The 14,382-nt window shown below is 63.3% G+C and carries 6 protein-coding genes and 1 pseudogene; 3 read left to right on the top strand and 4 right to left on the bottom strand.

Going from position 1 to position 14,382, the window contains the following annotated elements; all coding sequences use genetic code 11:
• Positions 1-42: 42 nt before the first annotated feature.
• Both ACNJYD_RS12160 and ACNJYD_RS12155 read right to left on the bottom strand, forming a co-directional pair.
• Entirely contained in the window at positions 43-723 is a 681-nt protein-coding gene (locus ACNJYD_RS12160; RefSeq protein WP_439366500.1) for a hypothetical protein, read from the bottom strand.
• Positions 724-1,691: 968 nt separating this feature from the next.
• A pseudogene (locus tag ACNJYD_RS12155) lies at positions 1,692-2,456 on the bottom strand (putative bifunctional diguanylate cyclase/phosphodiesterase); the annotation flags it as partial.
• Between the two features lie 925 nt (positions 2,457-3,381).
• Between ACNJYD_RS12155 and ACNJYD_RS12150 the strand changes: the two are divergent.
• From ACNJYD_RS12150 to ACNJYD_RS12140, 3 genes are all read left to right on the top strand, one after another.
• Entirely contained in the window at positions 3,382-6,915 is a 3,534-nt protein-coding gene (locus tag ACNJYD_RS12150) for a DUF5801 repeats-in-toxin domain-containing protein (RefSeq protein ID WP_439366499.1), read from the top strand.
• A gap of 179 nt (positions 6,916-7,094) precedes the next feature.
• Positions 7,095-8,909 (top strand): type I secretion system permease/ATPase, encoded by a 1,815-nt coding sequence (locus ACNJYD_RS12145; RefSeq protein WP_172785673.1) that lies wholly within the window; start codon positions 7,095-7,097, stop codon positions 8,907-8,909.
• Complete coding sequence (locus ACNJYD_RS12140; RefSeq protein ID WP_172785491.1) at positions 8,906-10,216, top strand: HlyD family type I secretion periplasmic adaptor subunit; 1,311 nt, start codon at positions 8,906-8,908, stop codon at positions 10,214-10,216. Before ACNJYD_RS12145 ends, ACNJYD_RS12140 begins: the two co-directional genes overlap by 4 nt.
• A gap of 117 nt (positions 10,217-10,333) precedes the next feature.
• Here the strand turns inward: ACNJYD_RS12140 and ACNJYD_RS12135 are convergent, their stop codons facing one another.
• Positions 10,334-13,075 carry an EAL domain-containing protein gene (locus tag ACNJYD_RS12135; protein WP_439366498.1) on the bottom strand — a complete coding sequence of 914 codons (2,742 nt, stop codon included), beginning with the start codon at positions 13,073-13,075 and terminating at the stop codon, positions 10,334-10,336.
• Between the two features lie 60 nt (positions 13,076-13,135).
• Positions 13,136-14,347: a FecR family protein gene (locus ACNJYD_RS12130; RefSeq protein WP_439366497.1), complete on the bottom strand. Its 1,212-nt coding sequence runs from the start codon at positions 14,345-14,347 to the stop codon at positions 13,136-13,138.
• Between the last annotated feature and the right edge of the window lie 35 nt (positions 14,348-14,382).

Below are 14,382 nucleotides of genomic sequence, written 5' to 3'. Positions count from 1 at the left end.
CACATCCGCCCGCTGGCGCATGAACGCCATGGCTCAAGGCGCCTAAGCAGCCCCTCGACCAAGCACCATCTCGTCGAACGACGGCAGCGGCTTGATCAGAGGAGCGAGCGCCTTGCCCGCTTCCTCCGTGGTCAGCACGTCAGCTGGATCGAGCTTGACGATCGTGGCCTTGTCCGGATCGGGTTCCCAGACATCTTCACCGACCAGCCGCCCGCGATCGTCATAGGGCCAGATCATCTGAATGACATTCGAGTAAAGATACATGGAGTTCTCGTCCGCCTTGAAATTCTTCGCGGCGAGCACCCGCTTCAGGAGAGCCTCGGAGAGGAACCCGGGAAGGCGAGCCATCACTCTGTTCGCCATCAGAGACCGGCCCGCGATCTGCTGATGTGCCACGGTCACGGACGCGATGAAATTGTCTGCGACAGCGACCTGTTCATTTTCCGTGAAGAAGATCGATTGATTGGTCTGCGCCCACATCCGGTAAAGGCTCTTGACGGCGTCCTTACCTTCAAGCTTCGCGTTCGTCTCATCTGCATGAACGTGATAGACGGGATTCTCTGCCATCATGTCTGGCGCAAAAATCTCTTCGTACCGCCCGGCGACCTCCAGATAGCGGTGGCGACTGTAGGCTTGCAGCATGAACCGATGTCGCGGGTTTTGGGTTACCGCAAGCAGCCGATCGATCGCAACATTGAGTTTTGTAACGTCATACCTGGCCATCGCTCTCTCCTCATTTGCAGAGTTGCAGATAGTGGTTGATGCACCGCAGTTCTCCTGCCGGACCATGGACCCGGCGTCTTCCCACTTCGATCTCCTCAATAGCAAGGTCGATAGGGGTAATAGCCAAAGGGCGAGGCGAACGGCCGAGGGCGCCGCGTAGCAGCCGCTCCGATGGCGCCGGCATACATGGCACCGCGAAACTCGGAACGACGTGCGACGCCCGCAAACGACATCGGCGTTGCTGCGAGCAGGCCGGCGATATGAACGCGTCTTGCGCTGTCATGTCTGTCTCGCCAGTTTGGTCTTCTTGAAATTTGTCAAGGTTGCGCACTCGTCCGCAACGGGCAAAAGCAATCTCACTCCGGCGCGCGAAGATACGTGCAAGAGGGCATACGGCGTCGCTGCAAAAGACGCTGTGTCGCGTCCGCAGGAATTGAAACAGCGCTGGTCCTTAAAGAGCTAGTCGTAATGCGACTTCGGGGGCTTGCTTTAGCTACCTCCACGAGCATCACACTAGCACAATTTGTCTGCGCGAGCCATCGTCTTATCCTATGTTATCTCGCGATGCAGAAAACTTGTCATAATTCAAAGGCACGCGATGTGCCGAATAGTCGGCGCGATCTAACTGATTTGCGGAGAGCTTCTTTTCAGGCGACTTTGCGATATTCGAACGCGAACATGATTGCCACGAACGCCCGCGTTGTTTCGTTGCACGTCCTTCGGTCAATCACTCTTCCGTAACGCAGCAGCGATCCGGTCGGCGCCGAGCATCGGATCGTCGGCGAGCGGCCGCATTTACCGTTTGAGAGATTAGACCTTGCGTCAGGAAGTCCGGTTCGGGTCAAAAGCTGCCTTGGCGGGCTGCTTCGCCTTGATCGGCTCATTGCCTGCAAGCAGACGTTTCGGCTCTTTGAGCGTAGATCGGCAACGAGCCACAAGGGCAAGTCGCGCAGGCGAAAGCACCGGGCTCAGGCCGCACTGACCGCCGCGAGTTCAGCCGCCAGGAACCGTTTCTCGAATGCCTCGGCCGGCATCGGACGACCGAAGAAATAGCCCTGCCCTTCCTCGCATCCCATGCTGACCAGGAAGTCGGCCGTTGCGCGGTTCTCGATGCCTTCGGCCACGACCGTGAGACCGAGCTGCTTGCTGAGGCCGATGGTCGAGCCGACGATGGCGGCGTCGTCGGAGTTCGAAAGAAGACCGAAGACGAACGACCGGTCGATCTTGAGGCCGTCGAGCGGAAACTTCTTGAGATAGCTCAGGCTCGCATAACCGGTGCCGAAATCATCGAACAGGATCCGGACGCCGAGCTCCTGAATCCTCTTGAACATTTCAAGCACGCGGCGTTCGTCATGCAGCAGGATGTCCTCGGTGACTTCGATCTCGAGCAGCGACGGCGTCAGCCCCGTCGCTTCGAGCAGTGCCGCGACCGAATGCGCGAGATCGCCGGACTGAAGCTGCGAGGGTGACAGGTTGATCGCGACGCGCACATCGTTGCCGGACAATTCCCAGGCCCGCGCCTGACGGCAGGCGGTCTCCATCACCCAGTTCGCGATCCGCTCCGACAGCGCCGAGGTGTTGACGACAGGCATGAACTCGGCCGGCGAGACGTAGCCCCGCACCGGATGCCGCCAGCGGATCAGCGCTTCGGCTCCGACCAGGCTGCCGTCGATCAGGCAAACCTGCGGCTGGTAGAACAGCTCGAATTCGCGGCGATCGGCGGCAAGCGCCAGCGCCCATGCTACGCATTTCCCCGAACTAATCTTGCGGTCGGCCGCCTGCATCCAGGTGGCGTTGTGAGCGAGGCATGCCGCCATAACTTGCTGAACAAGCCGAATAGTGATTGCGCGAGCACTTGAGCCGAGCAGGTCGGTTGTCGATATTGCGTGCGCGCTTGAAAGCGCGAGAAAAATGCGGTTGGCATTGCCATAATTTCGATTCCCAAGATGGCGGCGTTACAGCAGCGCAATCCGCTGATCTCGTCGGGATCTGGCGCATCGAGGTGAGACCCAATGCCGCTCTTGATAGTCGCCGTGATCACGCGCTCGAGCTTCGAGCAGTTGATCGTTTCGCATTGCGTTCGCGCCGCTTTCGTTAGAGCTGCAAGAAACCATCACAGCGCGCGAGATGTGCCGCCTTGGCTGTTGCGACGATCGCTATCTATTTAGATATATATTTGAAAATTAATGACACTATTTACAAAAGTTAATGACGATTTTAATGTGTTGCGTTCGTCGAGCATGGCATGCTCGATACGACGTGAATTGCGGGCCCGCCAAGGTGTTGAACGGCGTAGGCCCTCGTTGATTGAGAGAGTTTCAAAGTAGCATCTCAATTGCTGGAAAGGGCGGTCATGTTTGAGCCCTGCGCTTCCGTCAGGAAATATCCAAACGATAGGGTGTGATCGCCGCTCGAGCGGCGCGCGCATCCGACCGTGTTGTGGCTCCGATCTCTCGACTGAGAGCGACGAGATGGTTTTGTTGCGTCTGTGACGCACCTCCCGGGCGGCGGGAAATTCTTCGATGAAGATGAAAGAGAAGGAGCCTGTGATCGGCTTGCCGCCGATGATGCCGGCGTTGACGAAACTCGCGATACGCCGAAGGACGCAGGAATTTCTGATGTGCGAGCCTACCACTAGTTTTTTGTAGGAGGTTTCTCATGGCACTTTCAGTCACTCTTACCGGCACAACCGTTACCCTCGACGAAACCGCTGGCCTGCAGAACGACGACACCAACACGACGCTCCCAAGCGCGTTTTCAAGCCGGCTGACGGCACTGGGCGCTCCGGCCGCGGAGATCAACCATGCGGTCAGCAGCGGCGACGTTATCACCATCAGCGGCGTCACGGGCGCGATCGGCAACCTCGCCTTCACCGATTCGACTGGCGGCGCGCTCGACGGTGACACGAGCGGTCTCTTCACCAATGACGGCGAGGAGGTCTTCCTTTGGGCCGACCCCACGAACGACAACATCGTGGTCGGCAAGACGGAAGCTGGTGCCATCGTCTTCGCGGTCTATCTCGAGCAGACCGCGACCGGCGCCAAGATCTGGAGCGTTCAATACGAGGCGCTGGAGCATCTGGATGGCACCAACCCCGATGACTCCCTCGACCTCGGCAGCCATCTCAAGGTCGCGGTCAGCGAGCAGATCAATTTCGGCTTCGCCGGCGCGCCGTCCGGCAGCAACCTCTTCATGACCTTCGGTGATCCGAATTCCACCCAGATCGTGGTGATTGGCAAGAACCCGCTCAATCAATCCGAGGGCGGGAACATCACGACCAAGGACGTGCTCAATATCAGCCAGGCCGGCAGCACCACCTCGTTCGGCGTCAACGGCAACCAGATCAACGCTGGTGAGGGGGCGTACATCACCTATGTCACGGGCACGAACACGAACTTCCTGGTGCCGAACCTCGATCAGAACGAGGCCGACGTCGAAGCCAACATCGCCTTCCAGAACGTCTTCAACGCGACCGGCGGCTCCTTCACCGTCAACCAGACCAATCCAGGCATCGGCCCCGTCACCGTCAAGATCACGGCCTTCAGCACCGCCGCCGAGCCGGGGGTGAATTTCGTCGACGGGCTCAGCAACGACACCCAGATCGCGATCACATCGGCCTCCTTCATCAACGTGGTCAAAAAATCAGGCAATACGCAATATACTCCGGTCGCTACCGTAAACGCCGACGGAACACTGACGGTCACCGGCCTGAGCAGCGGCGACACGGTGCAGTGGACGACGAGCGCAACCCATAACCGCGTCCTGATCGAAAACATCAGTAACGCGGATACCGATCAAGACAACGACAACAACACCTTCGATATCGGCGGCTTCAGCCTTGTCAGCTCCAACGCCGCGAGCGCCGTGGTCGGCACGGCCATCCACTTCGAGGATGACGGCCCGACGGCGGCGATCGTGCAGGGCACGGCGAAGGTGGCGCATGACGAGACTGCGGGTGTCGACGCGGATGCCAACGATACCACCGCGGCGGCGGTGGCGGCGCTGTTTGCGGGCCTAACGAACGTCAGCAGCGACCTCAGCCCGACCGGATACGCGCAGAATTCGACGGCTGTCGTGAGCGCGACCGGAAGTTCGTATGGCACTGACTCGTTCGGCGGGACGACGGCATTCTCGCTGGCGGTGTCCGCCGCGGGGGTGGATTCCGGCCTCGACACCACCAACGGCACCAGCATCTTCCTGTTCAAGGAAGGCGACCTGGTGGTTGGCCGCATCGGCAGTGCAGCCGGGGCGGCGGCCTTCGCGGTGGCGATCAACGGCACGAGCGGCGTCATCAGCGTGGCGCAGTACGCCTCGCTGAAGCATCCGGGCACCACCAATCCCGATGATTCGGTGTCGATCACCGACGGTGCGCTGCTGGCGGTCGTGACGGTGACCGACGGCGACGGCGATAAGGCCACGAGCTCGACCGGCATCGGCGATGCCGTGCAGTTCCAGGACGACGGGCCGACGGCGGGAATCGCGCAGGGCACGGCGACGGTAGCGCATGACGAGACTGCGGGGGTCGACGCGGATGCCGACGACACAACCGCGGCAGGTGTTGTCGCCTTGTTCGCTGGCGTCGCCAATAAAAGCACCGATCTCAGCCCCGGCTACGCGCAGGAAGCCACCCCGATCGTGACCGCGACCGGCAGCTCTGCGGGTGCTGATAACGAGGGCGCGACGACGGCGTTCTCGCTGGCGGTGTCCTCCGCAGGGGTGGATTCCGGGCTCGACACGACCGGCGGCACGAGCATCTTCCTGTTCAAGGAAGGCGACCTGGTGGTCGGCCGCATCGGTAGTCAATCCGGTCAGGCGGCCTTCGCAGTGGCAATCAACAGCTCGACCGGTGTCGTCAGCGTGGCGCAATTCGCCTCGCTCAAACACCCGACGGGAGGTGCCAGCTACGATGAGGCGATTAACATCACCGACGGCGCTCTGCTGGCAGTGGTGACGGTCACCGACGGCGACGGCGACACGGCAACGAGCTCGACCGGCATCGGCGATGCCGTGCAGTTCCAGGACGACGGGCCGAGCATCGGCCCCATCGCCGATGGGCAGGTGGACTTTGCTGCCGGCGCCAGCGTAACCAAGACGCTCAGCGCTTTGGTCGGAGTGGATGATCCTGCGACGTACAGCATCACGAGCTCGCCGGCGAGCCTGACGATTCTGGATGGCACGGTCTCGCAGACAACGCTGCTCCGGGACCTCTCGAGCAACAATACGGTCGCAACCTACTACAAGGACGTCGATGGCAGCGGTACACACAACGCAGGCGACATCGACTTCTTCAAGCTGACCGTGTCCGGCGGCAACTACACCTTCGATGTCCTGCAGAATCCTCCGCCTGCGGAGATCAGCTTCAGCTTTGCCGGAGCGCCCTCCGGTAGCAATCTCTTCATGACCTTCGGCGATCCGACCTCGTCTCAGATCGTGGTGATCGGGGAGAATCCGCTGAACCAGTCCCAGGGCGGCAACATCACGACCAAGGACGTCCTAAATATCAGCCAGGCCGGCAGCACCACCTCGTTCGGCGTGAACGGGAACCAGCTCAATGACAACGCCAATTACCCCACTGAAGGCGCGTACATCACCTACGTGACGGGCACGAACACGAACTTCCTCGTGCCCAATCTGGACCAGAACGAGGCCGATGTCGAAGCCAACATCAACTTCCAGGCCCTGTTCAATGCGACATCGGCGTCCTTTACCGTGAACCAGACGAACCCGGGCGTCGGACCCGTCACCGTCAAGATCACGGCCTACAGCACTACCTACGAGCCGGGGACGGGGTTCGTCGACGGGCTCACCAATGACACGCACGTCGACATCACGTCGGCCACACTTACCAACTTCGTCGTCAAGTCAGGCAATACGACATATACTCCCGTCGCGACGGTCGACGACGACGGCAACTTGATCATCACGGGCCTCAGCACCGGCGACAAGGTGCAATGGACCACGGATGGAACCCACAACCGCGTGCTGATTGAAAACATCAGCGCCCATGACGGCATCGACGGCAACGACAACAACACTTTCGATATCGGCGGGTTCAGCCTGATCCAGTCGCAGCCGGCGCCCGACGAGAAGCTCGACTTCACCGTTCAGATCGCCGATGCCGACGGGGATACGGCTTCCAGCAGCTTCTCCGTCAAGATCGATGGAAACCACGACAACGTCATCAACGTCTGAACCACAAGCCGCCGGCTGCACGCCGCTATGGCGCGCAGCCGGCACCTGTTCGGTCGCACGGGCCTGGAGTAGATCCGATGCCGGATAGTGTCACTGCCTGGTGCGGCCAGCTCTCCCGGCCCGCCGCCGCCTGGTGTGGCCAGGTTCTCGGATATCCGGAGGAGCTGGCGAGCCTCACCATGCGCGTCGGCCTGTTCGCCGCGGCGGCCTTCATTTTGATCAGGCTGGTCTGGAAGCGGCGGCGCGCGGCGGCGGCGCCGCGAGAGAACGTGCCTCCTCACGCGCATCCCGTGTCCACGCCGCTGCAGGCCTGTCGCAGCGTGCTGGTCGGGCTCGGCCTGATCACCGCCATGCTGAACGTGCTTTATTTGACCGGCTCGTTCTTCATGCTCGAAGTCTACGACCGCGTGGTGCCGAGTCGCAGCGTGCCGACGCTGATCGGTCTCGCCGCGCTCGTCGGCGCCCTCTATGTGTTCCAGGCATTCCTCGACATTCTGCGCGGGCGCATCCTTGTCCGCGTCGGCGAGTGGCTCGACCGCGCATTTTCGGCGCGCGCCTACGACATCGTCGCGCGATGGCCGCTGCGTGCGCGCGCGAGCGGCGACGGGCTGCAGCCGGTGCGCGACCTCGACCAGGTGCGCAGCTATCTCTCCGGGCTCGGCCCCACCGCGCTGTTCGACCTGCCGTGGATTCCGTTCTACCTCACGATCTGCTTCCTGTTTCATCCGCTGCTCGGGCTCACGGCATCGATCGGCTCGGTGATGCTGGTTTGCCTGACGCTTCTTACCGATCGCTTGACGCGTGCGCGCACGAAGGAAATCACGGGCCAGATCGCGCAACGCAACGCACTCGCCGAGGCGAGCCGCCGGAACGCCGAAGTATTGCAGGCCATGGGCATGCGCGGGCGCCTTGCCGCGCGCTGGGCGAGCGTCAATGACAGCTACATGTTCGCCCAGCGTCGCGCCGCAGACATCGCTGGTGGCTTCGGCTCCGCATCCAAGGTGCTGCGCATGGTGCTGCAATCGGCGGTGCTCGGCGTCGGCGGCTACCTCGTTATCATTCAAGAGGCCACCGCTGGAATCATCATCGCCGGCGCCATTCTGACCTCGCGCGCACTCGCTCCGGTTGAGCTTGCCATCGCCCACTGGAAGAGCCTGATCTCGGCCCGACAAGGTTGGAGGCGTCTGCAGCAGCACTGGGCGCAGCTCCCGGTCGAGGAGGAGAGGACGCCGTTGCCGCCACCGTGCAAAGCGCTGGCCCTCGAGGCTGTCTCCGTGACGCCTCCTGGCGAACAGAACGTCGTGGTCCATGAAGCCTCCTTCGCACTGGGCCCGGGACAGGGGCTGGGCATCGTCGGCCAGAGCGCATCGGGTAAGTCGTCGCTGGTGCGCGCCATCGTCGGCGTGTGGCGGGCGGCGCGCGGAAAGGTACGGCTGGATGGCGCCGCGCTCGAGCAATGGAGTTCGGAAGCCCTTGGTCGCCACATCGGTTATCTCCCGCAGGACGTCGAGCTGTTCGCCGGCACGGTGGCGCAGAACATCAATCGCTTCGAGCCGGTCCCCGACGCGGAGGCGATGATCGCCGCGGCCTGCGCCGCCGGCGTGCACGACATGGTGCTGCGACTGCCGGACGGCTACGACACGCCGATCGGCGAAGGCGGCTCGGCGCTCTCGGCCGGACAGCGGCAGCGCATCGCGCTCGCCCGTGCACTCTACCGCGATCCTTTCCTGGTGGTGCTCGACGAGCCCAACTCCAATCTCGACGCCGAGGGGGACCAGGCCCTGACGCGAGCCATGCTCGGGGTGCGCGAACGCGGCGGCATCGTCATCATCATCGCGCATCGCACCAGCGCGCTGGCCGCCGTAGACCAACTAATCGTGATGGCCGAGGGGCGTGTGCAGGCGTTCGGACCGAAGGACGCGCTGCTGGCCAAGATGACGCCGCCGCGTCCGGCAGTGCCGCTCAAGATCGTGACTGAGGGAGTAAGCTCATGAGCCGCGAGCCGGTGAACGTGGTTCCGCGAGCCATCCGTCAACACCTGCGCGCTGGCCTCGTCGTCGTCATCGTTCTCGCCGGCGGCGTCGGGGGGTGGGCGACGACCACGGAATTGGCCGGCGCCGTCATTGGTTCCGGCACGTTGGTGGTCGATAGCTACACCAAGAAAGTGCAGCACCCGAGCGGCGGTGTGGTCGGTGAACTCAACGTCCGTGAGGGGGCCAGAGTGAAAGCCGGCGATGTGATCGTGCGCCTCGACGAGACGGTGACTCGGGCCAACCTCCTGATCGTTATGAAGAGTCTCGACGAACAGGCGGCGCGCCGGGCGCGGCTCGAAGCTGAGCGCGATGGGCAGGACCGGCTCGACTTTCCCGCGGACCTCATTGAGCGTGCCGCCGATCCGGACGTCGATCGACTGATCGTCGGAGAGCGCAAGCTTTTCGAGTTGCGCCGCGCCGCGCGCGCCGGCAAGAAGGCGCAGCTCAACGAACGCATCGGCCAGCTCCGCGAGCAAATCCGCGGGCTCGAAGAACAGATACAAGCGAAAGACCGCGAAACAACCTTCATCGATCAGGAGCTTCTGGGCGTGCGCGAACTGTGGCGAAAGAATCTGGTCCAGATCACGCGCCTGACAACGCTAGAGCGCGACGCGGTGCGCCTGCATGGCGAACGTGGCGCTCTGGTCGCGGCAATCGCCGAAGCCAGAGGGCGGATCACCGAGACCACGCTGCAAATCATGCAGATCGACCAGGATCTGCGCACCGAAGTCGGAAAGGATCTCGCCGAGATCCGGGCCAAGACCTCGGAACTGGTAGAGAAACGAGTGGCGGCCGAGGACCAGCTCAAACGCATCGATATTCGCGCGCCGCAGGACGGCACAGTGCATCAGTTGGCGCTGCACACCATCGGCGGCGTCATCAGCGCTGGCGAGCAGATCATGCTCATCGTCCCCACGCACGACGCGCTCGTCGTGGAGGTGCGGATTCCGCCGCATGAGATCGATCGTCTGTCGGTCGGCCAGCCGGTGCTGTTGCGCTTTACAGCCTTCAACCAGCGCACCACACCCCAACTCAACGGCGAAGTGAGCCAGGTGTCCGCTGACGTGGCGGTCGACCAAAAGAGCACGACGAGCTATTATGTGGCTCGCATCGTCGTTCCGGAGACGGAGATCGCTCGCCTGGGCGACCTGAAGCTGATCGCCGGCATGCCGGTCGAAGCCTTCATTCAGACCGGCCAGCGTACGGTGATGTCGTACCTCGTCAAGCCCCTTTCCGATCAGTTGATGCGCGCCTGGCGCGAACGCTAAGCTGCGACCTCGGTCTCCTCCCCTACGTGAGCGCGATCTCTTGTTAACGGCGGCTGTCACCGGATTCAGTTGCGCGGGGCGACGTTCACTGATTCAGTCGTTGCGAGAGCAGCCCGCTCAGGCTGCGCTGACGGTGGCGAACTCCGCGGCCAGGAACTGCTTCTCGAATGCCTCGGCGGGCATCGGGCGGCCGAAGAAATAGCCCTGCCCTTCCTCGCATCCCATGCTGACCAGGAGGTCGGCCGTTGCGCGGTTCTCGATGCCTTCGGCCACGACCGTGAGACCGAGCTGCTTGCTGAGGCCGATGGTCGAGCCGACGATGGCGGCGTCGTCGGAATTCGACAGTAGACCGAAGACGAACGACCGGTCGATCTTGAGGCCGTCGAGCGGAAACTTCTTGAGATAGCTCAGGCTCGCATAACCGGTGCCGAAATCATCGAACAGGATCCGGACGCCGAGCTCCTGAATCCTCTTGAACATCTCGAGCACGCGGCGTTCGTCATGCAGCAGGATGTCCTCGGTGACTTCGATCTCGAGCAGCGACGGCGTCAGCCCCGTCGCTTCGAGCAGTGCCGCGACCGAATGCGCGAGATCGCCGGACTGAAGCTGCGAGGGTGACAGGTTGATCGCGACGCGCACATCGTTGCCGGACAATTCCCAGGCCCGCGCCTGACGGCAGGCGCTCTCCATCACCCAGTTCGCGATCCGCTCCGACAGCGCCGAGGTGTTGACCACAGGCATGAATTCGGCTGGCGAGACGTAGCCGCGCACCGGATGCCGCCAGCGGATCAGCGCTTCGGCTCCGACCAGGCTGCCGTCGAGCAGGCGAACCTGCGGCTGGTAGAACAGCTCGAATTCGCGGCGATCGGCGGCAAGCGCCAGCTCGCGCTCCAGCGTCAGCCGGTTCTCGAGCTCCTGCCGGATCGTGGCTTCGAACACCACATGGCTTCCGCGCCGCGTCGTCTTCGCGCGGCTCAGCGCCAGATGGCCATTGCTCAGGAGATCGTCGGCCTTTTGCCCGCCCTCGGGATAAACGGCGACGCCGACGCTGATCCTGATGCGGTGCTGCCGGTCGCCAGCTGCGAGCGGGGTTTCGAACGCGCGCGCGATCCGCTCGGCGAACGCCGAGACCGGCTCGCCAAAGTCAGTGCAGTCGATCGCGATGGCAAATTCGTCGCCGCTGAGCCGGGCGATGATCGCCTTGCCGTCGACTTCGCTCCGGAGCCGCTCGGCGACCGCGCGCAGCACGAGATCGCCAGCGGAGTGCCCGAGCATGTTGTTGATCTCCTGGAAGCCGTCGAGCCCGAGCACGAGCAACGCGACGCCGGGAGACCGCCGCTCCGCCGCGGCGATCAGATCGGTGAGGCCCACATGCAGCATGTTCCGGTTGGCAAGTCCCGTCAGCGCGTCATGCTCGGCGAGATATCGAATCCGTTCGGCTTCACGCTTGCGGACCGAAATATCGCGCAGGATCGCTCCGTATTGAAAGCCGTCCGTTCCCTGCCAGCCCGAGAAGCTCGCCTCGACCGGGAAGGTTTCCCCGTTCTTGCGCCGGCCCTCGAACTCGACGACGACGGCGCCGCCTGGAACCAGGAGCGCCTCGCGCGCGGCGTCGTGCATGGACGGCCTTGCACGTCCGTCCGCCGGCGGAGCGCACAGCGTTTCGAACGGGCGGCCGATGATCTCGGCCGGCATGTAGCCGAAGATCGCGCTGGCGCCGGGATTCCAGACCGTGATCCGGTGATCCTCGTCGGTGCAGACCAGCCCGTCGCCAAGCGACATCGCGATGCGATGAAAGCGGCTCTCGGCGATGCGTCCGAGCAGGCTGCGGAAGTCGATTTCGTCGAGCGCAATTGCCGTCAGGTAAGCGACGATCGCGATGTGGAACAGCGACGTATCGATGACCAGGGGCCATGTTGCCTGCACGAGGAGAGCGACCAGTTCGACCGCCGCCCCGGCTGCGATCAGGATTGCGACGCGAAGTCCTGGTGCGACGCGGCGCCACAAATACATCATCAGCAGGCAGATCGCGCCCAGTCCCAGCACCATGCCGATATCGGAGGTCCAGCGCAGCGTCCGGTTCTGAAGAATCGATTCAGCGGCGAGTGCCTGGAGGACCGGCCCCGAGACGATTCTGCCGTTCGGAACGCTGAAGCGGTCGCCGAGCTCGAGCGCCGTGGCGCCAATGATGACCTTCCTGCCTTTCAGCCTGTCGAGCGTGGCGCGATCACCGCGCAGCACGTCGACATAGGAGACGGTTGGAATTGAAGCCGCACGAATACTGAAATCGACCAGGAAGGGCGGCCGCCGATTGGCGTCCTGTCCCGCCAGCACGACGGCCATCGAAGACATGAACGCGTCGCCGAGCTTCTCGCCGAACGGATAGCGGCGAACCAGCCCGTCGGATTCGATCGCGACATTGACGAGGGCCGGCCACGACTGGTTGCCGAACGCCTTCAGCGGCCGGTTGACGTGGGCCGGGCCGCCTTTCGGCGTCGGCTGCTTGAAGGATGGCAGGATCGTCGAGCCGCCGGCGTCCCGCAACGCCTTGGCGAAGGCCTCGTCCGAGGCCGGGTCCGACGGCGTGCTGAAATCGACATCGAACGCAACATCCTGCGCTCCCGCCGCTTCCAGCCTTTGCAGCAGCTCGGCATGGAGGTGCCGCGGCCAGGGCCAAACCCCGATCTGGTCGATGGATGGCGCATCGATGCCGACCACGACGATGTCGCCGCTGGCCGCACGCGTTTGCCACTTGAATCGAAGGTCGGTGAGCGCATTGCGAAGCGCACCGTGCCAGCCCGTGGACAGCACCACGGCAAGCGCGATCACGACGAGAATATGCGGCCGATAGCGTTTCACCCGATCCTCCCGCGCACCCGCTTGCCTGCAGGCGCGCCCCTCTTCCCCTAGCAGACCGCCTTAATGCCGGTTGCGACCGTGGCCATTGCTGCCGGAACCGCCGCCGTTCAAACCGTTGTTACCGCTATTGTGCCAGCCGTTGCCGGTGGCGCCGTTATTGCCGTTGTTGCCGTTACCGCCATTGCCATTATTGCCGTTGCCGGAATTGCCGTTCCCGCCGTTGCCGTTGCCACCGCCGTTTCCGTTATTGGCTGCCGCTGCAGCTATCGCAGCGCCCGGGTTCGACGAGCTGCCAGCGCCAGGGGCTGCGGCAGTCTCATTCGCGCTGTTGGGGGCGATCGCGCTGGTCTTGTTGTCCCTCCAGACCGTCTCGCTGCTCGCGCTGGCATTCGCGTTGCGCACCTGGCCGGGTGCCACGGCGCCGTGGGCAAGCCCGCGCGTGACCTTGTGGAAGTTCAGCTTGACCTCACCGAGCGAGCTCGAGATCCGCACGACGCCGGCCTTGGCGGCGTGACCAGCTGCCGCCTGGTGCGACGGCTTCGGCGCACCGGCCGTCTTGTTGCCCTTGTCGATCGGACCGAGCGCATGGATGGCATGGCCATTGGCAGCATGGCGCGGCGCCGACAGGCCCGATTTCGGCACCGGGACACGCTCGATCGTGGGCGCGCGGGGCTTGCCCTGCTCGATCGGATTGAACGTGCCCGCACCGCTCAGGCTGAGACCGGGCTTGCCGTGTTCGAAGATGGTGGCCGCTTGTCCGGGCATCACTTGTGCAATCTGCCCCGTCTTGAAATCGGAGACTTCGACCTGGCCGCGGAGCACGCCGACCTTGGTGCTGCCGGCACCGACCGTGACGCTGAACTGGGTGCCCTTGACCACGGCGGCGAGATAGGGGGTCTCGACCTCGAAATGCTTGACGTTGCGCTTCTCGACCTCGAGCAGGATCGAACCTGCCTGTTGGACGATGGTGGTCGACAGGCCGTCCTTCTTCTCGGCCGGCAAGCCCACCACCGAATTGGGAGAGATCAGGATCGTTTCCTCGCCGCGGACGAGGAGTACGCGCCCGTTGCGGCCGGTGCGAATGGTATCGCCAGGTTTCAGCGTTCCTTCCGGGGTCAACGACACCTGCTGGGCGCCGTTCGTTGCAAGCCAGACCTCGCCCGTGGACTTGCTGACGGACCACACACCGTCGTCCGCCGCGAATGCACCGGAGGCCGTTCCCAGGATCAGCGCCGCCGCCAGGGCGCGCCGCATTCCAACCTTGCCGAACATGATGATCCTCAGCCCCGCGTTTCAAGCCAGGCCTG

This window comes from Bradyrhizobium sp. SPXBL-02, from assembly GCF_051853065.1.
Taxonomy (GTDB): Bacteria; Pseudomonadota; Alphaproteobacteria; order Rhizobiales; family Xanthobacteraceae; genus Bradyrhizobium.
Note: the sequence above shows the minus strand (reverse complement) of the source record. Positions and strands in the feature narration are given on the sequence as shown.